The organism is Chitinophagales bacterium (assembly GCA_019694975.1).
Taxonomy (GTDB): Bacteria; Bacteroidota; Bacteroidia; order Chitinophagales; family UBA10324; genus JACCZZ01.
Genome location: JAIBAY010000001.1, coordinates 324,456 through 348,033, shown reverse-complemented (window position 1 = coordinate 348,033; position 23,578 = coordinate 324,456). Strand labels below are relative to the sequence as shown.

General features: G+C 44.9%; 19 protein-coding genes. 7 read left to right on the top strand and 12 right to left on the bottom strand.

The window, feature by feature from the left end; all coding sequences use genetic code 11:
- Positions 1-26: 26 nt before the first annotated feature.
- The 6 genes from K1X61_01275 to K1X61_01250 all read right to left on the bottom strand — a co-directional run bounded on the left by K1X61_01275 (position 27) and on the right by K1X61_01250 (position 5,227).
- On the bottom strand, positions 27-704 hold the full coding sequence (locus K1X61_01275; protein MBX7107254.1) for a response regulator transcription factor: 678 nt from the start codon (positions 702-704) through the stop codon (positions 27-29).
- Between the two features lie 47 nt (positions 705-751).
- Positions 752-1,447: a phosphate signaling complex protein PhoU gene (phoU, locus tag K1X61_01270; protein MBX7107253.1), complete on the bottom strand. Its 696-nt coding sequence runs from the start codon at positions 1,445-1,447 to the stop codon at positions 752-754.
- Positions 1,448-1,581: 134 nt separating this feature from the next.
- On the bottom strand, positions 1,582-2,334 hold the full coding sequence (pstB, locus tag K1X61_01265) for a phosphate ABC transporter ATP-binding protein PstB (protein MBX7107252.1): 753 nt from the start codon (positions 2,332-2,334) through the stop codon (positions 1,582-1,584).
- A 3-nt stretch (positions 2,335-2,337) separates the two neighbouring features.
- Positions 2,338-3,195 carry a phosphate ABC transporter permease PstA gene (gene pstA, locus K1X61_01260; protein ID MBX7107251.1) on the bottom strand — a complete coding sequence of 286 codons (858 nt, stop codon included), beginning with the start codon at positions 3,193-3,195 and terminating at the stop codon, positions 2,338-2,340.
- A gap of 17 nt (positions 3,196-3,212) precedes the next feature.
- Entirely contained in the window at positions 3,213-4,172 is a 960-nt protein-coding gene (gene pstC / locus K1X61_01255) for a phosphate ABC transporter permease subunit PstC (GenBank protein ID MBX7107250.1), read from the bottom strand.
- A gap of 23 nt (positions 4,173-4,195) precedes the next feature.
- Positions 4,196-5,227 carry a PstS family phosphate ABC transporter substrate-binding protein gene (locus tag K1X61_01250; GenBank protein MBX7107249.1) on the bottom strand — a complete coding sequence of 344 codons (1,032 nt, stop codon included), beginning with the start codon at positions 5,225-5,227 and terminating at the stop codon, positions 4,196-4,198.
- Between the two features lie 329 nt (positions 5,228-5,556).
- Between K1X61_01250 and K1X61_01245 the strand changes: the two genes are divergently transcribed.
- From K1X61_01245 to K1X61_01230, 4 genes are all read left to right on the top strand, one after another.
- Entirely contained in the window at positions 5,557-6,204 is a 648-nt protein-coding gene (locus tag K1X61_01245) for a DUF47 family protein (GenBank protein MBX7107248.1), read from the top strand.
- 34 nt (positions 6,205-6,238) lie between these two features.
- On the top strand, positions 6,239-7,222 hold the full coding sequence (locus K1X61_01240; GenBank protein MBX7107247.1) for an inorganic phosphate transporter: 984 nt from the start codon (positions 6,239-6,241) through the stop codon (positions 7,220-7,222).
- Positions 7,223-7,332: 110 nt separating this feature from the next.
- Positions 7,333-8,043: a DUF2071 domain-containing protein gene (locus K1X61_01235; protein ID MBX7107246.1), complete on the top strand. Its 711-nt coding sequence runs from the start codon at positions 7,333-7,335 to the stop codon at positions 8,041-8,043.
- Between the two features lie 347 nt (positions 8,044-8,390).
- Positions 8,391-10,805: a GAF domain-containing protein gene (locus K1X61_01230; protein MBX7107245.1), complete on the top strand. Its 2,415-nt coding sequence runs from the start codon at positions 8,391-8,393 to the stop codon at positions 10,803-10,805.
- 243 nt (positions 10,806-11,048) lie between these two features.
- Here K1X61_01230 and K1X61_01225 read toward each other — a convergent pair whose 3' ends face one another.
- Positions 11,049-12,170 (bottom strand): mechanosensitive ion channel family protein, encoded by a 1,122-nt coding sequence (locus K1X61_01225; GenBank protein ID MBX7107244.1) that lies wholly within the window; start codon positions 12,168-12,170, stop codon positions 11,049-11,051.
- Positions 12,171-12,346: 176 nt separating this feature from the next.
- On the opposite strand from K1X61_01225, the gene K1X61_01220 reads away from it, so the two are divergent.
- Positions 12,347-13,495: a formimidoylglutamase gene (locus K1X61_01220; protein MBX7107243.1), complete on the top strand. Its 1,149-nt coding sequence runs from the start codon at positions 12,347-12,349 to the stop codon at positions 13,493-13,495.
- Between the two features lie 39 nt (positions 13,496-13,534).
- On the opposite strand, the gene K1X61_01215 is transcribed toward K1X61_01220, so the two are convergent.
- On the bottom strand, positions 13,535-13,705 hold the full coding sequence (locus K1X61_01215) for a hypothetical protein (protein MBX7107242.1): 171 nt from the start codon (positions 13,703-13,705) through the stop codon (positions 13,535-13,537).
- A gap of 258 nt (positions 13,706-13,963) precedes the next feature.
- A complete protein-coding gene (locus tag K1X61_01210) occupies positions 13,964-15,199 on the bottom strand; it encodes an HD domain-containing protein (GenBank protein MBX7107241.1) in 1,236 nt (411 codons plus the stop codon).
- A 186-nt stretch (positions 15,200-15,385) separates the two neighbouring features.
- Between K1X61_01210 and K1X61_01205 the strand changes: the two genes are divergently transcribed.
- A complete protein-coding gene (locus K1X61_01205) occupies positions 15,386-16,942 on the top strand; it encodes a PglZ domain-containing protein (protein MBX7107240.1) in 1,557 nt (518 codons plus the stop codon).
- A 296-nt stretch (positions 16,943-17,238) separates the two neighbouring features.
- On the opposite strand, the gene K1X61_01200 is transcribed toward K1X61_01205, so the two are convergent.
- On the bottom strand, positions 17,239-18,789 hold the full coding sequence (locus K1X61_01200) for a SulP family inorganic anion transporter (protein ID MBX7107239.1): 1,551 nt from the start codon (positions 18,787-18,789) through the stop codon (positions 17,239-17,241).
- A 430-nt stretch (positions 18,790-19,219) separates the two neighbouring features.
- Here K1X61_01200 and K1X61_01195 point away from each other — a divergent pair, with 430 nt between their 5' ends.
- The gene (locus K1X61_01195; protein ID MBX7107238.1) at positions 19,220-20,548 is read left to right on the top strand and encodes a PhoH family protein; all 1,329 of its coding nucleotides are present in this window, start codon (positions 19,220-19,222) and stop codon (positions 20,546-20,548) included.
- 277 nt (positions 20,549-20,825) lie between these two features.
- On the opposite strand, the gene K1X61_01190 is transcribed toward K1X61_01195, so the two are convergent.
- Both K1X61_01190 and K1X61_01185 read right to left on the bottom strand, forming a co-directional pair.
- Complete coding sequence (locus tag K1X61_01190; protein MBX7107237.1) at positions 20,826-21,395, bottom strand: hypothetical protein; 570 nt, start codon at positions 21,393-21,395, stop codon at positions 20,826-20,828.
- Positions 21,396-21,415: 20 nt separating this feature from the next.
- Positions 21,416-23,548, bottom strand: coding sequence for an elongation factor G (locus K1X61_01185; GenBank protein ID MBX7107236.1), 2,133 nt, complete (start codon positions 23,546-23,548; stop codon positions 21,416-21,418).
- Positions 23,549-23,578 lie beyond the last annotated feature (30 nt).

Below are 23,578 nucleotides of genomic sequence, written 5' to 3'. Positions count from 1 at the left end.
TGGCCTGGTGTGGCCTGTTATTCACATCACATTTCAAATTTGTAGCCTACACCCTTCACTGTTTTGATAACCTCATCACCGATCTTTTGCCGTATCTTCCTTATATGAACATCTATGGTACGGTCGCCAACGATAATATCATCGCCCCAGACTTTATTGAGGATTTCATTCCTTGGAAAAACACGGCCGGGTTTTGAAGCGAGCAATGACAGGAGATCAAATTCCTTCCTGGCAAGAAAAATCTCCTCCTCCTTCACCTTCACCACATGACGGTCGCGGTCGATGGAGATATTACCCACCATCACTATTTCCGTGTCGCTGCCGGCTGACTTACGGCGCAGCAGTGCTTTGATACGGCTCACCAGCAGTTTCGGTTTGATGGGTTTGGTGATATAATCATCAGCGCCGACCGTAAATCCCTTCAATTCTGATTCTTCATCATTGCGTGCGGTCAGGAATACAATCAGCGTATTTTTAAGATCGCGCAGATTACGGAAATGTTCAGCGGCGGCGAAACCGTCGAGATTGGGCATCATGACATCAAGCAGGATAAGGTCGGGCTTCTCCTGTTTGGCAATGCGTATGGCTTCCAGCCCGTCTTTGGCAATAAACGTTCTGAATCCTTCCCGTTCCAGGTTGTAAGCGATAAACTCCAGCACATCAATTTCATCATCAACAATCAGGATTTTGGAAACATTTTCCATAAGGCGCGTTTTATGAAGCGGTGTCGGATTACCAAGCGTGAACATCATCAGATTTTTTCTTTTTCATGTTTCAACACATTCGCTTCCACGAAGAAGATGATTTCTTCAGCGATGTTTTTATTCAGATCACCGATGCGCTCCAGCTTGTGTATGACCGATGCGATATGTAGCGCGTTCACCACTTCTTCAGGATGATACTTCAGGTAATCAGCGATCACCTGGTCGGCGCTCTTGTTGATTTCATCCATCAGTTCATCCTTGCTGAAGATGTTCCTGGCCAGTAACGCATTTGATTTGGCGAATGCCAGCAGGTTATCGCTGATCATTGCATCTGCTATCTCATACATCTTCATGATCCGCAGGTTTTCCAGCAACTTGGCATCATAGGGTTGTTCAATCTGCACGGCATAGCGTGCAATGCCTTTTGCGTTGTCACCGATACGTTCGAGGTGGCTGTTGATTTTGAAAGAAGCAAAAACCAGCCGCAGGTCTATGGCAACGGGATTAAAGAGTGCCATGATGTTTTCGCAGTCGCGGTCAATTTTCAATTCCTCCGCATTTACCCTGCGTTCCTGGAAGATTACTTCGCGCGCAATTTCCTTATTGAGTTTTGTGATGGCCAGTATGCTTTTCTTCAGTTGATTCTGCACCAGTGTTCCCATCTCTTCAATCTGGCCTTTCAGCCGGTCCAGTTCAGCATCGAGGTGGGTGGTTTTCCGGGTTGTCAATTCTTCGTTTGGCATGGTTTGTTGTTCTTCAGTTGTTTTGAATCACCAGGTGTTACAGTGTTTCAGCTGATTCACCAGATGGAAGTTAATGCGAAGCATCTATACCACTCCTCCGTGGTATGTTATCTTTTTTTTAACAGTGGATGGTTTTATCCGAATCTTCCCGTGATGTAATTCTGGGTACGTTCATTTCTTGGATTGGTAAAGATTTCTTTCGTGTCGTTGTATTCAATCAATTCTCCCAGGTAGAAAAATGCGGTACGGTCGCTCACCCTGGCAGCCTGTTGCATATTGTGTGTTACAATGATGATGGTGTACTGCTTCTTCAGTTCATAGATCAGTTCTTCAATTTTGGCATTGCTGATCGGGTCAAGGGCAGAACAAGGTTCGTCCATCAGGATTACGGACGGTTCCACCGCCAAAGCCCTTGCGATACATAACCTTTGTTGCTGTCCGCCTGAGATTGACAACGCAGATTTTTTCAGATCATCCTTCACTTCCTCCCACAACGCAGCATGGCGGAGGGAACGTTCCACCGACTCTTCAATGAATTTTTTATTGGTGATGCCATTCACCCTTAATCCATAAGCGACATTTTCAAAAATTGATTTCGGGAAGGGATTGGGTTTTTGAAATACCATGCCGATTTTCTTCCGTATTTCTTCCACCCTTATGCCACTGTCATAAATATTTTTTCCATTGAACAGTACTTCACCATCAATCTTCACATTGTCGATCATGTCATTCATCCTGTTGAAGAGGCGCAGGTAGGTTGATTTGCCGCAACCGGAAGGGCCAATCATCGCCACCACTTTCTTCTCCTCAATACCCATGGTCACATTTTTCAGCGCATGGGTTGCACCATAATGAAGGTTCAGGTTCCTTGTTTCTACTTTATACATCGGTTATTTACTGAAGCGGTTTCTGAGGATAATGGCCATTGAATTCAGGAACAAGGTAAAAATCAGCAATACAATGATGCCGGCCGCTGCATTTTCATGGAATGCCTGTTGCGGACGCGATACCCAGTTGAATATCTGTATAGGCAATACGGTGAACGGCGAATGTACGTCAGAAGGCAGGAATGTGACATAGGTTAAGGCGCCTATTGTAATCATAGGCGCTGTTTCGCCGATAGCACGCGAAACGGCAAGGATGATTCCGGTAAGTATCGATGGAAAGGAAATCGGCAATAAATGATGCCAGATGGTTTGCCAGCGGGTTGCACCTACGGCCCAGGATGCTTCACGTACACCCGCCGGCACCGCTTTGATCGCTTCGCGTGTGGAGATAATAATTACTGGCATAATCAATAATGCCATGGTCAGTGCACCGGCAAGCAGGCTGCGGTCAAGTTGCATCCATCGCACAAACAAGCCAAGCCCAAGCAATCCGTAAACGATTGAAGGTACTCCGGCAAGATTGGCAATATTGATTTCAATGAGTCGCCCGAGCCAGTTCTTCCGTCCATATTCTTCCAGATAAATGGCAGCGCCAATGCCGATGGGAATAGCAATGAGAGCGGTGAGCAGCACCAACAGCAATGTGCCCACCAGTCCGGGAATAATGCCTGCCGCTTCCGCACGCCTGGATGGATAACTCGTGATGAATGACCAGTCTAACCTGAATAACCCGTCCTTCAGCACATTGGCAAGCAACATAAAGAGGACGCTTACGGCAAGCAGCAAACCGATAATGGCAAATACCTGGAACGTGGCGTTCTTGGTTCTTTGTATCAGCGCATGTCGTTCAAATGGTGTCATATATTGTGATGCATAACTTAGTCTCCTCCAACAGCGAGGAATCTTTTCCTGATTCTGAAGCTGATGATATTGAGCATGAATGTGAACAGGAACAGGGTAATTGCAACTGCGAAAATGGTATTGTAAGCAAGTGTTCCGTACGGCGTATCTCCCTGGCTTACCTGCACGATATACGCCGTCATGGTGGATACCGGATTCAGCGGATTAATATTCGGCACCGTGGATTGCCCGGCTGCTATGGCCACAATCATTGTTTCTCCGATTGCACGGGAGAAAGCGAGGATCACTGAAGCAATTATGCCGGAGAAAGCGGAAGGAAAAACTATAGCCAGCGATACCTGCAATTTGGAAGCGCCTAGTGCATAGCCGCCTTCACGGAGACTTTTGGGCACGGCGCGCAATGCATCTTCACTCAGCGAAGTTACCAGCGGCAAAATCATGATGCCCATTACAATACCGGGCGATAAGGCGTTGAAGCCGGCGATGGTCGGAAATATTTTCTGCAGCATGGGAGTAACCGTGATCAGCGCGAAATAACCATAGACGATGGTTGGTATGCCGGCGAGAATCTCCAGGAAGGGTTTCACGGTTTTCCTGACCGGGCCCGCTGCGTACTCGCTCAGGTAAATGGCAATGATGAGACCGAGCGGCACACTTACCGACAAAGCAATGGCAGAAGAGAGCAGGGTGCCGGAGAGCAGCGGGAGAATTCCGAAGTGACGGTCAGCAAAAAGCGGTGTCCATTGCGGGTCTGTTAAAAAATCCCATAATGAAACCTCGCTGAAAAAATCGAGGGTTTGCAGCAAAAGCACCAGGATGATGCCGATGGTAGTAAAGATGGAAACCAAAGCGCACAGCAGGAGAATAAACTGAATAATGCGCTCCCGAAGATAGACATAGTCGCGCCGGTTAAATCCGAAACGGGCACTTTTCTCTGTGCCCGTTTCAGTGTTGTCGATGGTCATCGATTCAAGCATGTTATAATCATTTATCCCAGGTATCAGTGCGTTGTGGTGGCGCTTTTAAGCAAATCTTCCAGTTTGCTGCCGACTTCCTTGCCATCCGGATAAATGGAACCCGTAACATCATGCTGCAGGCGATCGGACACCATGGAATAAAGATTTTCCTGGAGAGGAATATAGCCCACTTCTTTCGAAAGTTTACCGGCATTCTGAATATAAAAATTCAGAAAGTCTTTCACTTCCTTTTTGCCTTCGGCAGCAGTATTGGCGTAGATGAGCAATACTCTTGATAGCGGCGCGTAGGTGCCATTCTGTACGGTTTCAATGGACGGTAATATGGCACCGGCACCATTACTCTCATTACCATCATCAATCGGAATGAGTTTGAGCTTTGATGCATTCTCTTCATAATAAGCCAGACCAAAATATCCGAGTGCCCCTTCATCAGCAGAAACTCCCTGCACCAGCACATTGTCATCTTCAGAAGCCGTATAATCACCACGGCTGTCGCCCTTTTTACCGATCACTGCCTCGGTAAAATAATCGAATGTGCCGCTGTCAGTGCCCGGGCCGAACAGCTTGAGTGGCTTATCCGGAAATCCTTTTCTCACCTGTTTCCAGTTATTGATTTTACCCTGTGCTGCAGATTCCCAGATCGCTTTCAGTTCTGCTACCGTGAGTTTATCTACCCATGTATTTTTCGGATTCACGGTCACCGCCAGGCCGTCATAGGCAATCGGCAACTCCACGAACCTGATATTTTTCGATGCACATATATCCATCTCTTCCTTTTTCATAGGCCGCGATGCATTGCAGATATCTATTTCGCCCGCGGTGAACTTTTTCATGCCACCACCGGTGCCGGCAATGCCGATCGTAATCTGCAGATCAGGATTCGTGGCTTTATAGTCTTCAGCTACGGCTTCTGTAATAGGGTAAACGGTGCTTGAACCATCTACTTTTACAATGGTTTGCTGCTTGGCTGATGATTCATCAGCGCTTTGTTTATCCGCATTATTGCAGGCAGCAAAGAGGGCAATTAAAGAAACTGGCAACAGAAATTTTTTCATGTTGAATGAGGATTTTAATAGTGAAGTGGTGAAATCAATCGTATTAATATCGATCCGTATTTGACCCTGCAAAGCTAAACAGGGCAACCGGGTACCCTGAGAATGAGGTGTTACGAAATCGTTATTTCATTAATGATTTGGTAACTATAATTTAATATATCAAATCGCTGGCGGCTGCTGAATAAAGCAATAGTGGGCACTGATAGCTTTGATAATCAGTCAAAAAGCGTTAACAGTCATACAGGTATTAACTTATTGTTAATTCATTCTCCTATATTTACCGCTGTTATTAAGAGCTGTTAAATTCCCATTATTCATAACTGATTTTCATGACCATCAATAACTTCATCAGCTTTTTTGTGCCACGCGATAAAAGCTTTTACCCATTGTTTGAAAAGGCTGCAGCCAACCTGAAACTTTGCGCAGAACAGCTCAACCTGACGGTTACCTCTAATTCAACTGATGACAGAATTACGCATATGAGACAGGTTGAAAAACTGGAACATGTCGGCGATGAAATAGCCCATGAGATTTTTAATGAGCTGGGAAAAAATTTTATAACCCCATTTGACCGTGAAGACATTCACCGCCTCATCAGTTGTATCGACGATGTGCTGGATTATGTGCATGGGGCATCGAAACGGATGGAGCTTTACAAGATTACACAATTCACGCCCGACATCATTAAGTTAACGGAACTGATACTGACCAGTGCGCAGGAAATAAATATTGCGGTGATGGAACTGAAGAACCTGAAGAACCTGCGTAAGATTACCGATGCATGCGTCCGTATCAACAGTATTGAAAACCACGCCGATAACATTTTCGACAATGCTGTAGCCAGGCTCTTTGAAGAAGAAAAGAATGCCGTAGAACTCATTAAGATGAAAGAAATCCTTTCAGCGCTTGAAACCGCCACCGATAAGGCGGAAGATGTTGCCAATGTGCTCGAGTCCATTATCGTGAAGGTTGCATGAAATCCATATCATCCGTTCAACGCTCCATCCTTTTATGACTTTACTTATTGTGGTGATTATCCTTGCGCTTGTCTTTGATATCATCAATGGTTTTCACGATGCAGCCAATTCAATAGCTACCATAGTTTCCACCAAGGTACTGACACCCGGCCTGGCTGTTATCTGGGCAGCATTTTTCAATTTCATCGCATTCCTGGTTTTTGGGCTGCATGTTGCCACCACGGTGGGAAAAGGAATAGTTCATCCCGATGTTGTAACACTGCATGTGATACTGAGTGGCCTGATAGCAGCCATCGCCTGGAACCTGCTGACCTGGTATTACGGGATTCCGTCCAGCTCATCGCACACGCTGGTAGGCGGATTTGCAGGCGCTGCCATTGCCAAGGCAGGCTTCACTGCAATATTCAGCAGCGAATTGTTTCGTATCATCAGTTTTATCTTCCTCGCGCCGGTCATCGGCATGATCATGTCACTGGTATTGTCGGTTCTGCTTTCACATCTCTGCCGCTCCTTTGTACCGCATAAGGTTGATAACGTTTTCAGACGGTTGCAACTGGTATCCGCGGCGGCCTACAGTTTAGGCCATGGCGCCAATGATGCACAGAAAGTGATGGGAATCATCTTTGCTGCCCTGATAGCCGCAGGGCATCTAACATCTAATGACGCAATTCCGTTTTGGGTGGTTATTTCCTGCCAGAGTGCAATGGCAATAGGTACGATGATGGGTGGCTGGCGGATTGTTAAAACAATGGGCCAGCGTATTACCCATCTTACTCCGTTTGAGGGATTTGCAGCCGAAACCGCAGGCGCCATCACCTTGTTTTCTACTGCTCAAATGGGAATACCGGTGAGCACCACACACACCATTACGGGGTCAATTATCGGCACCGGCATACGGAAAAGAGTATCCGCAGTACGCTGGGGAGTGACAAGAAAATTATTGTGGGCCTGGGTTATTACAATTCCTGTCTCTATGCTGGTAGCAGCAATTATCTACTATGCGACCGCATGGTTATAATGGGTTCGGTTACGTATTTAACTTACCGGAACATCGTGCTGTTTTCAAATCTGCATCCTGCAAACATTCTGAACAGCATGCTGTTTCATAGTGAGTAAATCATTCGAATTATGATCAATCCTTTTCTCACCGCCGAATGGAAAAACCTCATTATGTTCAACTATGCAACTGATCCTTCTGTCTTGCTCCCTTATTTACCGGCGCATACTATCCCTGATACGTATAAGGATACACACTATGTAAGTCTTGTAGGCTTTATGTTTCAGCATACAAAAGTATTAGGGGTAAAGATTCCCTTTCATATAAATTTTGAAGAGGTGAATCTCCGGTTTTATGTGAAGCGAAAAGTGAATGGTGAATGGCGGAGAGGAGTAGTATTCGTCAGGGAGATCGTTCCAAAACATGCCATAGCCTTTGTCGCCAACAATTTATACAGCGAGCGTTATTCGGTTATGCCCATGCGCCATGAGGTTAAGAATGGAACAACTTTAAGTGTACGATACGGCTGGAAACATAAAGGAGCATGGAATGAAATGGGCATTTCTACCGCAAAGATGCCGGTTGCCATGCAAGCCGGAAGTTCGGAGGAATTCATAACCGAACATTACTGGGGCTACAACAGGGTGAGTGCAAGCCGGACTACCGAATACAAAGTCGAGCATCCGAAATGGAATTATTTCCCTGTTGATGAATATTCGGTTGACTGCCGCTTCAGTGAGCTGTATGGGAATGATTTTGCTTTTCTGAATAACGCAAAACCACTTTCTGTATTTATGGCGGAAGGTTCGGCGATAAGTGTAGGGAAGGGGACAAGAATTTAATTTTTTGATCAGCACATTGCCACTGATTTGTTATGACGATGAAGTTCAGCACTCCGCTATATAGTCTGTTGAATTAATACGGTCAGTGAAACCGGAAAATGCTTTCTATCAGCCAACCATACAACGGAGCGACAAGACCAGGTGACTTATATTATTAATAGCTGCATCTGCTATACGCGATGGCAAATAAATGTTGCTCGATGCTTAAAAAAGCGACAATAACCCGCCTGCCTGTAAAATACTAAGAAGTGAGTATCGTCATTGTTGAGGCAGTGGAGCGGCACCGTTCGGGCCGGTGTGGGTTTGAATTAAATCTTTATTTAATTTTATTCAATTAATGCGATACCATGAAAAGTAAAGATGCTTCGGTTAAAGCAGGATTTACGGAAAATGTCAGCCGTTCGGGATTTCCCTACCGGTCGACGCTCAGCTTTGAGTCACTCATCAGCAAGCTGGAAGAGCAGGCGGCAGATACCGGCAACCTTGAAGCTCCCTTCATTGAACAGATTCTGAAAACGGTGAAGGCTATTCCTGCCTTAACCTCGCCTATTGAAGACTTGAACGTGGTTTCCCGTTACAGAAAGGAAGTAGACTTATTACTCTCCACCGTACTGCCTACTTCTCTCATGAACAATTATACCGCCGGTATCCTTGTTCCGTTTCAGCCGGTTACCGTGTATGGCTCTCCGCAGTTTAATAAAATGTTTCCTGCATCTGCAAACGGCGTCTGGGACATGCAGAAACTGAATCTCAGCAAGGATATGAAGGAGCTGATAACTTTTTGCGGAGTAGCAATCCTTGAAATGTATTATCACTATCCTATCAGGCGGCCGGATGTAATGAAGAGCAGGCAGTCTGATGCTGTTACAGGGTTGATCAGCTACTATCAGCCGGAGATCAATGCCATGTTTGCAAAAGTAACCACGCTTAAAGAACCCAAACCGCTAAGTGAAATTGATCTCAGCCCGCTAAAGGATAATTTTTTTGATACTGAGTTCTGGTTAAAGAATTTCCCACCCGATACTTTTGCATTCAGCGGATTTATACTGTACAAGGTAATGGATATTACCGACCGGGAAATGGTTTCGCAATTGGAATATTCCTTACTGCAGACGGGCGCCATTATCTCTCTTGCAAACATCAACGATATCCGGGATAAGTTTCGCAGTTATTTCAGGGTGCCTGAGCTGAAGGTTGGCATTGCTCCCATGCTCAGCTATGCCGGCCAAAATACCATGTGCAGCATGGAAAGCTGGTATTGCCTGATTCCGGCAGAAAAGTCAGGGATGCTATTTAAACACTTTGAGCAGTCTGTTTACCATAAAGCCGTTCAGCAAAAAAATGCATACCTCGTCGAAGATATCGGGAGCCTGCCTGAAATCTCTCCTGTAGAAATGGAGTTGATGGAACAGGGCATCGCCAGCATCATCATTGTACCGGTCTTCCAGGATGAGGAACTGATCGGTGCTATTGAGATTGCTTCACCCAATGCAGGTGAGCTGAATTTCATGACGATGTTAAAACTGAAGGAAATTTTGCCGCTTCTTTCTGTTGTCTTCCAGCGGTCAGCCAAGGATTTTGATACACAGGTACAGGCCACCATCAAAAAACATTTTACTTCTATTCATCCTTCTGTTGAATGGAAATTTGCGCAGGCAGCATTGAAGATGTTTTCGCTTGGGAAGACAGGAGAAGAAGTGCAATTGCCTCCGATTGAGTTAAAGGATGTTACGCCTATTTACGGACAGGTTGACATTCGCGGCTCTTCTGATCAGCGAAATGAAGCCATCCGCCTTGACCTTATGGATTATTTAACATCGGCCAATAAGATCATGCTACAGGCGTATAGATTGTTTCCGCTCAGTATCCTGGAAGAGATGATATTCCGCGCCACAAAGTTTATGGACCGGCTCCAGTCAGGTATGGATTCCGGCGATGAAACCGGCATTCTTGAGTTTATGAAACAGGAAGTCGAACCAACGCTGCGGCTGATGATGCAGCGTAACACCACCTTAAAAACAGCCGTTGAAAATTATTTCACAGCAGTGGATCCTGAGCATGAAGCATATCATTTCAGGCGGCATGATTTTGAGCGGAGCCTGACGATGATCAATGACCTCGTGGCCGGCTTGCTCGATGAAGAGGAAACGCTCACGCAACAACTGCTTCCGCATTATTTTGAAAAATATAAAACTGATGGCGTAGAGTACAACATTTACCTGGGACAATCGATCCTGCAGGATGGAACATTCGATCCGTTGTTCATCAGGAATTTCCGGTTATGGCAGCTGATCAGCATGGTGCGCATTGCAAGAGAGACGCACAGGTTAATACCTGAACTTCCTATACCGCTTGAAACGACGCAGCTTATTTTATGCTACAGCAATCCGTTTTCGATTGTGTTTCGCATGGACGAAAAACGATTTGATGTTGCAGGGGCATACAATATCCGTTATGAGATTGTAAAAAAGCGAATTGATAAAGCTTATATCAAAGGCAGTAATGAACGGCTGACGCAACCGCATAAGGTCGCAATCATTTATACGCAGGAAAGGGAAGCGAAAGAATATGAACGTTACTTTGAATTCCTGCAGGAAAAAGGATGGATCAGCGGGATGATCGAGCGACTGGAGGTTGAGCCATTGCAGGGCTTGCACGGATTGAAGGCTTTGCGTGTTGAAGTGTTGTATGATGCGGCCGATCTTAAACTGAATCTTGCGGAAGAATTATTATTCAGGGAGGTTAAAGATGCAATAGCATAGATAATCCGGTTATGCTGAGACGCAGCGAGAAGTTTCGAAGAGTCAGCTGCTAATTCTATTCAGCAGAGACGATTAGTATTGAATTGTCCACTACCTGCTGCAGTGTATGCAGTTAAAACTGCAACGCGTAAATCATGCCTTCCTGCGGAGTGATATACAGCAAGGTGTGAATTTAACAGTGGCATCATTCTTAAAGCGCTAAGAGAGGTGATTAATGAAACAGGCTGATTACGGTACATTCGCCTAATCCGCTTTGAATGCAGATTTCCTGATGATGTCAGGATCAATCCTTACTTCCCTTACCGGGAATGCGAAACTGCTGCCATTTCTTTCCACGGTCTGCAGTATTTCATAATTAACCATTTCCTTATGAAGCATGTGTTCTTCAAAAGTGGTGAATGGAATGTAATAGATGATGATTATGTTAATGGAGCTTTCTCCAAAATCATCAAATGCGACAACATAATCTTCTTTCATGTCAGCACTGTTTTTAAAATACGCTCTTAATTCAAAGATTATTTTTTTCAGTTGCTCCGCACTGGTTTCATAAGGCAGGCCAATCACCTGCCGCACTCTCCGGTGAGCGCGTTGTGTGAGATTGTCAACATTGGAATCCAGCATTTTTTTATTCGGAACGGTTACAATGGTACGGCTGGCAGTGCGGATGCGTGTGCTGCGGATACCCACTTTTTCAATGCTGCCTTCCACCTCACCGATTTTCACGACATCGCCCACTACAAATGGTTTATCGAGAAATACCGTAATGGAACCAAAAATATCCTTGATGCTTTCCTGTGCGGCAAATGCAATGGCTAATCCGCCAATGCCAAGGCCTGCCAACAGGGAAGTGAGGTCGAAATTAAATATGGCACCCAGCAAAATAATCAGCGCATTGGCAACAATAAAGATCTTTAATGCATCCTTCACAAAAGGAACAAGCTGATCATCCGATTTTGTAAGAGTGCGTGCAGCACGTTCCCGCAAAATAAAAGCGATATAATCTGTAAGACGCAGGAATAGCCAGGTGAAGTTGAGCAGAATAATGGTCCAGAGCAGTTCATCAATCAACAGTTGCAGCGGATGGTTCCACAAAGAAATCTTCCAGTTTTCCGGATAGGTCAGCGTTTCAATGGCAGCGCGGATGATAAGCAGCAGCACGAGATATTGCACCGGCTGTGCCATCAGTTTATGAAACTGATTGCCATAACTTTCTCTTGTGTACCTGCTCAATAGCCGGTAGATGAGATCATTTAAAATTTTTGACAGGTACCTGCTAAAGACAAATGCAAACAGGATGATCACGAGGAACCATCCGATACGTTCATAGGAATTATTAAGAATCTCCAGGTTAAAGAATGCTGACATTCGCGGATATTTGTGTCAAAAATAGCCATTTCACTATTTAACGGCAGACCGGATGAAGTAACGTAACACTGCAGGCTGCGTTCATGGATATTTATAAACACAACAATTGAAAGAAGCCGGCGCCACGCTTGTTTTGGTATTAGATTTCTATTTTTACCGCGATTAACATACATCACATGTTTGAGGAGTTTCTACAACAGGCGCCTGCTGAATTGCTGGCCGGTGAAAACTATGCGGCAAACCAATTGGGTTTAAGTGTAATCAGTGATTTGAATCCTGAAGGAATGCAACTGGCATTAATCGGTGTGAAAGAAGACCGCGGTTCTGTCAGGAATAACGGTTGTGCGGAGGCGCCTGACCTGATAAGGAAACAACTCTTTTCAAGAGCTAAGCTGGCACATGATGCAAAAATCATCGACCTCGGTAATATTGAAATGGGTGAAACCATCAGGGACACTTACATAGCTTTAAGCAAAGTTGTTAATGAACTGATTCATCTTAAGGTCATGCCCGTTATCATAGGCGGCAGTCATGATCTCACCTTCGGACAGTTTGGTGCTTATCATGATCTCGGTAAAATGATCAATATAACCGTAGCCGATAATACAATTGATCTTAAAGAAGAACAGCCGAAAATGGATGATGAAGGATTTCTGCTGAATACACTGAGCTATGAACCTTCTTATATTTTTAATTTCAGCCAGATCGGTTACCAGACGCATCTTACTTCACCTGCCGCAATTGAATTGCTCGATAAGCTGCATTTCGACAGTTATAGGCTGGGAAAGATAAGGTCAGGTGTGGATGAGATGGAACCTGTACTGCGCGGCACCAATCTGTTCAGTTTCGATATGTCAGTTATACGTTTCAGCGATTCACCGGGCAGCAGAACTGCTTCACCCAACGGCCTGTTTGCCGAGGAAGCTTGCCAGCTTGCCAGCTATGCCGGGCAGAGTGACCGTCTTGATTCGTTTGGTATTTATGGCTGTAATCCCACGGTTGATGTGCGCGGGCAGTCAGTGCAGCTGGCGGCTGATATAATCTGGTATTTTATGAACGGGTATTACCATCGTAAAGAAGACTACCCGAAAGAGGAGGATGCTGACTATGTAAAATATACGATACATTTTAAGGAGAATAAATATGAAATGAATTTCTGGAAAAGCAAAAAATCAGACCGTTGGTGGATGGAAGTTCCATCCGGTAACAAACCGCGGAACCAGAAAAAATTTCATTTGCTTCCCTGTTCCTATAATGATTACCAGATGGCTTGCAGGGAAGAACTGCCGGAAAGATGGATCAGGGCATATCAGAAATTATCCTGAACAATACCAGTTATAATTGTCTCACATCGGCAGTCTTGGTCAGTTATAGCAGATTTCAGAAAAACCCAGCACCTGTGCCACATGAGGATCCTCATAAACAGGTGGCGCCTGGTTACCTTCAGCCTTAAAAAATCCGTCTAATATTAAAGCAATCAGGAAGACCGATGCTTCCGGTAAAGCATCCATTGTTCTGTCATTTTCTCTGCGCATAACGGTTCAAGTTTAGAATTTATCTGGCTGTCATCAAAAAGAATTCCAATGCCTGAAATTAATCAGGCTGATGCGTGTTTTGAAGGTGAAAAGTGCTGAGCAGGCGCAATAGGCGGATGAAACCGGATGATTACAACTTGTGTGTTATGAAGCACATACGGATATTTTTAATTAACAAATCCATTGAATGATGCGATCTGTCACATAATCGTCAGAAAAATAAAGCTGGCTGCAGCAACGGTTGAAACGGATGTTGCATCAGCGTTCAGCCATTTCTTTGGGATAACATAACAGGTACTTTACTACCGGAGCTTCCAGCACATGAATATTCAGCAAATCAGAAGCGTCTGCAACATCTTTTACAGTGCCATCTTTGTATAAAATATTGATAGGGCCTGACCGCGGACTATATGCATGATTGCTCGTGGTTTCGGTAAACACGAAATAATGAATATCGTGCACTTCGATATTGCTATGTTGCTGTACCTTTTCCTTAATCATGGCAATCAACGTTTCGTCAAATGGCTTCGTGCTCAGTTCAATCTTAAATAATTTTCGTAACAGCAAGTGCCGGCTAAGCCATGACAATACAGGGTCACTTTCATTTTTCCACATTTTAATACTGCTGATGATGTCGGTATCATCCAGTTCCGCAAAACGGTCAATCAGTTCATCCTGATCAGTCCATGAAGAATCATCTCTATTTTTTTCCAGGAACCATAAAAGAGCCGGCGTTGCTTCCAGTTTCCTTAAAGATGAAATTTGATGCGCACGCCTGATAATTTTCACCAGCATTTGTTCGGCTGCGAGGACTGTCTTGTGCAGATAGACCTGCCAATACATCAACCTGCGGGAAATGAGAAACTTTTCAATGGAATACATGCCCTTCGATTCCACGAGCAGCTCATTATTTTTCACCGTCAGCATTTTTATGATGCGGTCATATCCGATTACACCTTCGGCAACGCCTGTGAAAAAGCTGTCGCGGTTCAGATAGTCGAGCCTGTCCATATCGAGCTGACTTGACACCAGCTGATGCAGGAACGGTTTGTGATACTTTCCCTGGAATATCTGCAGTGCTAGGGTGAGGCTGCCATTGAATGCTTTATTCAGGTTTTCCATCATTCGGATCGATAATGATTCGTGTGAGATTCCGCGGATAAGCAATTTCTCCAGAGTATGCGAGAACGGCCCATGCCCTATGTCGTGCAGCAAGATGGCAATCGTAACTGCCTCTGCTTCCTGATTGGAAATGTCAGCGCCTTTTGAACGAAGCACTTCCAGCGCCTGCGCCATTAAGTGCATGGCGCCCAAAGCATGTTGCAGCCTCGTATGCTGTGCTCCGGGATAAACAAGATAGGTGAGCCCTAGTTGTTTGATGCGGCCTAACCGCTGCATATAGGCATGCTCAATCAAGTCAAAGATTAATTCTGAAGGAATGGTAATAAAACCGTAGACAGGATCGTTTATGATTTTTCTTTTATTCAAACTAATTCAGGTTTTTTGTACGAAATTTGGCATGAATTTAAACACAAGCCGCAGGTTTTCCTAAAAGACTGAAGGGGAAACTTCTTTAACATGCTGCTATCACTGTTTATGACCCCGCAGCTAAACCATTGAGATTATCGCTTATCGTCTACTGTTACGCTTCTTTACTCACTTTATTAAAACCGTGATCACATGGCAAATGAACCTACTATCCTTTGGGTAGATGACGAGATTGAATTACTGAAACCGCAGATTCTTTTTTTAAGAGAGAAGGGATACAACATTCTGGAGGCAAGCAATGGCGTAGATGCCATTGAAAAGTGCCGTGAAGAAGTGCTTGACATTGTCTTTCTCGATGAACAGATGCCCGGCATGAGCGGCCTTGAAACACTGACAGACATTAAGTCCATTCAGCCAAGCATTCCCGTGGTGATGATAACCAAAAGCGAAGAGGAAAACCTGATGGAGGATGCGATAGGTTCGCAGATCAGTGATTACCTGATCAAACCGGTGAAGCCTCAACAGATTCTCTTAACGCTGAAGAAGCTGTTGGATAACAGGCGGCTCATCAGCGAAAAGACAACCTCCAGCTATCAGCAGGAGTTCCAGCAGATATTTTCGCGCATCAGCATGGGATTAAATCATGAAGAGTGGGCTGATATATACCGGAAGCTGGTTTACTGGGAGCTGGAGCTTGACAAATCCAAGACGGCGGGCATGCGGGATGTGCTGGCTATGCAGAAGTCGGAAGCGAATACAGAGTTCTGCAAGTTCATTGTGAAAAATTACAGGAACTGGCTGAATAAGCCGGATGAGAACGCGCCGACGATGTCGCATAACTTATTCAAGCAAAAGATATTTCCTTTCATCGAACCCGGTACACCAACTTTTTTGATTCTCATTGACAACCTTCGGTTTGATCAGTGGAAGGTTATTCAGCCGACGATCTCCGAATCATTCCGGCTTATGGATGAAGATACTTTTTACAGCATTCTGCCTACTTCCACGCATTACAGCCGCAATGCCATGTTTGCAGGCATGATGCCGCTGGAAATTGAAAAACGGTTTCCTGATTTCTGGCTGAATGATGAAGAAGAGGGCGGGAAGAACATGCACGAAAAAGATTTCCTGGAAGATCAGATCATCCGGACAAAAAAGAACCTGAAGTTCAGTTATACAAAGATTACAAACTTCAATGACGGCAAAATGCTGTCTGACAATATTTATAACATGCTCCATAACGATCTGAATGTGATCGTGTACAATTTCGTGGATCTCTTATCCCATTCAAGAACGGAGATGGATGTACTGAAGGAACTGGCGAATGATGAAACGGCTTACCGCTCCATCACGCATTCCTGGTTTGAACACTCGCCATTGCTGGACGCCCTTTTACGCATTTCGGAAAAAAAGGTGAACCTGGTGATCACTACCGATCATGGAACGATCCGGGTGAAGGAACCAACAAAAGTGATAGGCGACCGTGATACCACCACCAACCTTCGGTATAAACATGGACGGAACCTGAATTACAATCAGAAGGATGTGCTGGAAACACGCAATCCGCATGAGTTGTTTCTGCCCAAGCCGCATGTAAGCTCTTCCTACATCTTTGCCAAGGAGGATAAGTATTTTGTATATCCCAACAATTACAACTACCATGTTAATCTTTTCAGAAATACGTTTCAGCATGGCGGCATTTCACTGGAAGAAATGATAATTCCAGTGATCAGGATGACCAATAAGTGAGCAACCTAAGCTATAGGCCTGCTTGTAATGGCGATGACGCACCTGCAAGTAATGCCGGATCATTTGCGTGCAGCATTGCGTTATCCGAATAAGACTTCTGCAATTAACTGTATAAACAGAGAAGGCATTGTTAATGTCACCTTCAAATGGTCAGTGAGAGTTATGCTCTAATATAACGCAGCTGTTAATGGATGAAAATGCCGTAGTGCAGGCAACTATTACGGAAGGATGGAGTACAGGAATCTTGTTTTCATGCACGACGTATACAGATGAGCACATGCAACATTCGTTTAGGATCAGTGTACTGCTGAAATGCTTACCCTTTCAATTCCCTTGAGATGCACTTCAATATGTCGGTCGTGCGCTTTGTTTTCATACTCACTGATAATTTCCAGGATGTCGTAATCAATGAAATTGCATTCACTGCCATCTATCGTCAGCACGCTGTATAAAGGTATCTGATCAAGTGCTTTTCGTAAGTTAACTTTATTCAGAAAGGTGACATTGCTGTTGAGTTTGATGTAATGCACTTCCGTTTCATGCTGCATAGTCTTGGTGATTTTATACTCAGCACGAAAATTATTCAGCACAATAAAATAGATGGAAATGAGCAACCCGATACTGACTCCTATCAGCAGGTCGGTGGCAAGTATGACTACAATGGTGAGTGCGAACGGAATAAACTGCTTCCTGCCAAGGCTCCACATATTCCGGTAGAGTTTGGGTTGGGTGAGATTGTAACCGGTTACAATCAGAATGGCCGCAAGCGAAGCGTAAGGTATCCTGCTCAGCAAGGCCGGGAAAAGTGCAACGGAGAGCAGTATGAATGCACCATGTGTGAAGGCAGATAACTTTGTTCTTCCTCCGGCATCAGCATTGGCAGCACCTCTCACCACCACAGCTGTAACCGGAATTCCACCGAGTAAACCACAGGTGATATTGCCGATGCCCTGTGCCAGCAGTTCACGGTTTACAGGAGTGATGCGGTTGTGTTTGTCGAGCTTGTCTACCGCTTCCACGCATAGCAATGTTTCAAGCGTTGCAAGCAAGCCGATGATGAGCCCGTCTTGCCAGATCGCAGCACTGCTAAATAATTTGGAGAAATCAGGAAATGATATGCCTGCAAAAATATTGGATGGAATATTGACGAGCTGTGTTTGCCTTAATGAAAAATTGCTGCCGGCAATATTTAACACCTCATTGATTATCATACCAAGCACCACAACTAATAGCGGAGCGGGAATAACTTTCAGCCTGCCTTTAAAAAGGTGCCGGTGTACTATAATAGCCAGCAGGGAAAATACAGAGATAACAATAGCTCCTCGCGTGAAATGCCTGTTAAGTGTGGTAATATTTCCCTGAAAATTTTCTGCTGAGAACAGGCGAAGGAAGCCGCTGCTCCAGAAATCTGGCTGATCATAGCCCATAGCCAGCGGAATCTGTTTGGAAATAAGGATGATGCCGATGGCAGCAAGCATGCCTTTAATGACGGATGAAGGAAAGTAATTCGCGATGCTGCCTGATTTCAGCAATGCCAGCAGCAGTTGAAAGAAGCCCGCGATGATAACGGATAGCAGGAAAACACGATAGTCGCCGGAAGAAACGATGGCAGCCGCAACAAGCGTGGAAAGTCCGGCAGCAGGACCCGATACACCAAGTTGTGAGCCGCTGATCAGCGAAACCAGCAATCCGCCGATAATACCGGAAAGCAATCCCGCATAAGGTGGTGCGCCGGATGCAAGTGCTATGCCCAGGCAAAGTGGCAGTGCAACCAGGAAAACGGATAGGCCTGCGGGCAAGTCATGTCTTAACCATATCAGGCGATAATAATTTATTCTCCGTCTCACGTATGCTGATGCTATGCGGCAAAGATAGCAGATGAAAACGGTGAATGCCAATATCCGCCTTCATTGCTTCTTGCCGAAGAACAGCGTGAATATTTGTTGTTGCTGAACGCACTTTCCGTCTCACGTGTAGTTTACCTGCTAAAAAGGGCATGCTAGTCATAACAGAAGCTATCTCAAAACAGGCAATCAATGCGGTCATGCCGTATTTATTCCGGTATCTGTCAATAAATGGAAAAGATCAAGATCAATCGGGAAAGGATGACTACAAGTATTTTGAGATAGCTTCTAATACATTACGCCCAGCAATAAATGAAAAATGTGATCTAAATCTGTTTTTGAGGACGGCTAACACCGGTATGTTTATTTCTTTAGTGAAAGGATATTTATTGTAACACTTGCTATAATAGCTTTATGAAAATTTTATCCGCCTATGGATCAGGACAGAAAGATTTTCGTGCTCGATACATCTGTGATCATATATGACTATACGGCTATCCGGAATTTTAAAGAGCATGATGTAGTGGTTCCCATAACGGTACTGGAAGAGCTTGATAATTTCAAAAAGGGAAATGACGATAAGAATTTCGCTGCGCGCGAATTCATAAGATATATTGACAAGGCAAGCACCAATGATTCATTGCAGCAATGGGTCAACATCAATGGCAAAACGCATGGTATGTTTAAAATTGCGATGGGCCATCCGAATGGTATAGATGCCGATGCTGTATTTGGAGAGGTGAAGGCCGATCATAAGATTCTGAATGCGGCGCTGCGTGTGCAGAAAGAAAATCCGGGGAGGAAGGTAGTGCTGGTAACGAAGGATATCAACCTGAGAATAAAGGCGAAGTCGCTCAACCTTCCTGCAGAAGATTATGAGACGGGCAAGATTAAAAGTGCAGATGAGCTGTACACAGGAAGAACGGTGCTCGATAAATTTCCGATACAGGTACTTAATCAACTGTTTCAGGAAGGGCAATGCAAAGCGGCACTGTTGTTCAAGAAAGTCAGGCCGGTGGCCAATCATTATTACACGCTGAACCATCATGAGACATCGGTGGTCACGGTTTATAATCCGGTTTCCGGCATGCTGGAGCTGGTAAAGAAGAAACCGGCCTTTAAGATTCAGCCGCGTAACGTAGAGCAGATTTGTGCACTGGATGCGATACTGAATCCGGCGATCAGCCTGGTGACGATGCAGGGAGTGGCAGGAACAGGTAAAACACTTTTATCACTGGCCGGCGCGCTGGAGCAGCGGCGCAATTTTCACCAGATTTATCTTGCACGGCCTATTGTGCCGCTCAGCAATAAGGATATCGGTTATTTGCCGGGTGATATCAAGAGCAAGCTCAACCCGTATATGGAGCCACTGTGGGACAACCTGAAATACATCAAAAACTGTTTCACTGAAAAGGATAAAGAATACCGGCAGATCAACGACATGGTGGAAAATGAGAAACTGATGGTTTGCCCGTTGGCTTACATACGCGGAAGAAGTTTCTCCAATGTGTTTTTTATTGTAGACGAAGCGCAGAACCTCACACCGCATGAAGTGAAGACGATCATCACCCGTGCCGGGGAAAACACAAAAATCATTTTCACCGGTGATATTTACCAGATAGACACACCATATCTGGATTCACGAAGCAACGGACTGAGTTACCTGATTGACCGTATCAAGGGCAGCAGCATTTATGCGCATATTACACTGGAGCGGGGAGAGCGAAGTGAACTGGCCAACCTGGCGAATGATCTGCTGTAAGCTTAACAAAAGTTTGTTTATAGAAACTATCTCAAAATGGCTGGAGTCATCCTGTCCCGATCGATCTTGATCATGATCTCTTCTATTTATTTACAGATGCCGGAATAAATTCGGCATGACCGCATTGATAGTCTGTTTTGAGACAGTTTTTAATTGTATGATGATGCAGTATCTGTTATGCAAGGATAAATATTGTCACTTAATGATGCACATGAAGCCACAATAATCAGCTGCATTGCTTCTACGATGCATCCATACCGGCATAATACGTTAAAGATTAAACACCAAACTTAATATCCTCTCCTATAAACCAACGGTCGCCGATTTGCAGGCAGCGGGCGCTTGCTCTTAATGTCTGCGCGCCTGATTTGCATTCAAGCATTATTTTTTTTGTTGGCAGTTTTTGATTTTCTATATCCTGAATCATCAATTGAACAAATTCAGCATCTGTCCAGTTTACTTTCAGTTCAACGGCTTCATGCTTTGTCTTTTTCCAGCCTTTGGATAACATGCTGCGGGCGCTGTCAGCAATAGCTTTCATGTTGGCTTCTTGTTTGGCGGTGCCGGTGAGGTCATAAATCTGAGCCACGTCACCTGAATCAGGAAACATCACAGACAGTTGTTCCGGAGTGATTTCATCTTTCAACGATAAATACAGAAAGCCGGCCAGGTCCTGCAGGTTGGCGGCGCCGTGTAAGGAGTCATTCCATTCAGTATTCACTGCATTCATCGGATGGTCAATGGTGGTGATACCGGCTTTAGGCTGGCAAGCCGTAATCAACACCAAACAACAGAGGAAGCAGGCAAACGGTCTCACCAAAACAACCTTTAACAATTTATAGATCATTACGATATTGAGGAATCAGCTTAATGTTCATCTTTCGCATGTTTCTGGTATTCTTCCGCGAGGCGTTTTTGTATTTCTCCCGGCACCAGTTCATAAGCCGCAAACCGCATTTTGAAGCTGGCCTTTCCCTGCGTAAGCGAACGGAGTGTATTGGAATATTTATCGAGTTCAGATAATGGTACCCGTGCTTTGATTACCTGGTATATGCCTTGTGCATCCATGCCCATAATGATGGCCCGGCGTGTATTCAGGTCGCTCATCACATCGCCCATTTGTTCTTCCGGCACCAGCACCTCCAGGTCAAATATCGGTTCAAGCAGTTTAGGGTCAGCTTGCTGAAAGCATTCCTTAAAGGCCATCATGCCGGCGAGCTTAAAAGCCATATCATTTGAATCAACGGCATGCATCTTTCCATCATACACATAAACATTAATGTCGCGTACATACGATCCGGTGGTAGGCCCTTCCGTCATCTTGTCCATCACACCTTTCAGGATGGAAGGCAGGAATCGCGCATCAATTGCACCGCCGACAATGCAATTATGATAGATCAGTTTTCCGCCCCATTCCAGTTCAATCTCATCCTTACCACGCAATGTAAAATCAACCGGAATTTTATAGCCTTCCCGGTAGGGTTCAATCATCATGGCCACTTCAGCAAACTGGCCGGCTCCACCTGATTGCTTTTTGTGCCGGTAGGTTGTGCGTGCTTCTCTTCTGATGGTTTCGCGGTAGGGTATTTTTGTTTTTTCAAAATCAATCTGCATCTTATAGATGTTCTCGAGTCGCCAGCGAATGGCCTGCAGGTGCAGCTCACCCTGCCCATGCATAATTACCTGCTTCAGCTCGCGCGAATATTCAATATTCAGTGTTGGATCTTCCCGGTGGATATCGGCCAGCACGGCTCCTATTTTCTCATCATCATTTTTATTTTTAGCAATGATGGCAACACTTATTCTCGGCTCCGGAAATTCAATCGGATTAATAGTGATTGCATTGCCTTTGCCATGCAGCGTCTGATTTGTTTGCGTATTCTTCAGTTTCAGTGTAGCACCGAGGTCACCCGCCGTGAGTTTATTGATAGGATTCCTGTTTTTACCGTCCAGTATAAATAACTGATTGATCCGCTCCACATTGCCATTGGCAGCATTCGTGACGTCAAGTCCGGCGGTTACCTCACCGGAAATAACTTTGAATAAGGAAAGGTTGCCAAGGTGTGGTTCAATCAGCGATTTATATACAAACAATACAGGCTGTCCGGCGGGATTGCACGGTACATCATGGCCATCGGCACTTTTTTCTGCCGGCATCTCTGTGGCGGATGGTGCAACATTATCGATGAAGCCCATCATACGTCCTGATCCCATATCCATTTTAGCCGACAAACAAAAGACAGGAAATACCTGGTGTTTCATCATGCCTTCTTTAATACCCTGCCGCAGTTCATCTTCATCAAGGGATCCTTTTTCAAAATACAGCTCCATCAGTTTTTCATCATTCTCAGCTGCAACTTCCACCAGTTTGTTATGCAGCTCTTCAGCCTTCGCTTTTTCTGCATCCGGTATTGGTAATTTTTCCGGTTTTCCCCCGTTCGGGCCGAATTTATACATGGTCATCTTCAGCAGGTCAATGATGGCATTAAAGCCTGAGCCTTCATTTACCGGATATTGCATGAGCGTGAATGCGTTCCCGAATCGCTTCCTGCCCTGTTCTATCGTTTCTTCAAAGTTTGATTTTTCATGGTCGAGCTGATTAACGGCAAACATAACCGGTTTGTTAAACTGATTTACATAATTCCAGATCAGTTCCGTTCCTACTTCCACACCGTATTGGGCATTCAACACCATAATGCCTGTGTCGGAAACGCGAAGCGCAGCAATCACTTCTCCAATAAAATCATCAAGCCCGGGTGTATCAATGATGTTTATCTTATAATCCTTCCATTCCGTATGCATGAAGGTCATGTATACAGAATTGCCGCGCTGTTGCTCTATTTCGTGATAGTCGGAAACGGTAGTGCCTTCTTCCACGGTTCCCCTGCGGCTGATTAAACCTGCTTCAAACATCATGGTTTCCGCCAGTGTTGTTTTACCTGATTTGGAAGCGCCCAGCAATACAATGTTCTTGATATGCTTGTCGTCGTAAACTTTCATGAACGATGTGTTTTTTCAGTGATAAGATCC

Excerpts from the sequence above, each read along its gene's own strand:
- K1X61_01275 (MBX7107254.1), bottom strand. The coding sequence starts at position 704 with ATGGAAAATGTTTCCAAAATCCTGATTGTTGATGATGAAATTGATGTG.
- phoU (MBX7107253.1), bottom strand. The coding sequence starts at position 1,447 with ATGCCAAACGAAGAATTGACAACCCGGAAAACCACCCACCTCGATGCT.
- pstB (MBX7107252.1), bottom strand. The coding sequence starts at position 2,334 with ATGTATAAAGTAGAAACAAGGAACCTGAACCTTCATTATGGTGCAACC.
- pstA (MBX7107251.1), bottom strand. The coding sequence starts at position 3,195 with ATGACACCATTTGAACGACATGCGCTGATACAAAGAACCAAGAACGCC.
- pstC (MBX7107250.1), bottom strand. The coding sequence starts at position 4,172 with ATGCTTGAATCGATGACCATCGACAACACTGAAACGGGCACAGAGAAA.
- K1X61_01250 (MBX7107249.1), bottom strand. The coding sequence starts at position 5,227 with ATGAAAAAATTTCTGTTGCCAGTTTCTTTAATTGCCCTCTTTGCTGCC.
- K1X61_01245 (MBX7107248.1), top strand. The coding sequence starts at position 5,557 with ATGACCATCAATAACTTCATCAGCTTTTTTGTGCCACGCGATAAAAGC.
- K1X61_01240 (MBX7107247.1), top strand. The coding sequence starts at position 6,239 with ATGACTTTACTTATTGTGGTGATTATCCTTGCGCTTGTCTTTGATATC.
- K1X61_01235 (MBX7107246.1), top strand. The coding sequence starts at position 7,333 with ATGATCAATCCTTTTCTCACCGCCGAATGGAAAAACCTCATTATGTTC.
- K1X61_01230 (MBX7107245.1), top strand. The coding sequence starts at position 8,391 with ATGAAAAGTAAAGATGCTTCGGTTAAAGCAGGATTTACGGAAAATGTC.
- K1X61_01225 (MBX7107244.1), bottom strand. The coding sequence starts at position 12,170 with ATGTCAGCATTCTTTAACCTGGAGATTCTTAATAATTCCTATGAACGT.
- K1X61_01220 (MBX7107243.1), top strand. The coding sequence starts at position 12,347 with ATGTTTGAGGAGTTTCTACAACAGGCGCCTGCTGAATTGCTGGCCGGT.
- K1X61_01215 (MBX7107242.1), bottom strand. The coding sequence starts at position 13,705 with ATGCGCAGAGAAAATGACAGAACAATGGATGCTTTACCGGAAGCATCG.
- K1X61_01205 (MBX7107240.1), top strand. The coding sequence starts at position 15,386 with ATGGCAAATGAACCTACTATCCTTTGGGTAGATGACGAGATTGAATTA.
- K1X61_01195 (MBX7107238.1), top strand. The coding sequence starts at position 19,220 with ATGGATCAGGACAGAAAGATTTTCGTGCTCGATACATCTGTGATCATA.
- K1X61_01190 (MBX7107237.1), bottom strand. The coding sequence starts at position 21,395 with ATGATCTATAAATTGTTAAAGGTTGTTTTGGTGAGACCGTTTGCCTGC.
- K1X61_01185 (MBX7107236.1), bottom strand. The coding sequence starts at position 23,548 with ATGAAAGTTTACGACGACAAGCATATCAAGAACATTGTATTGCTGGGC.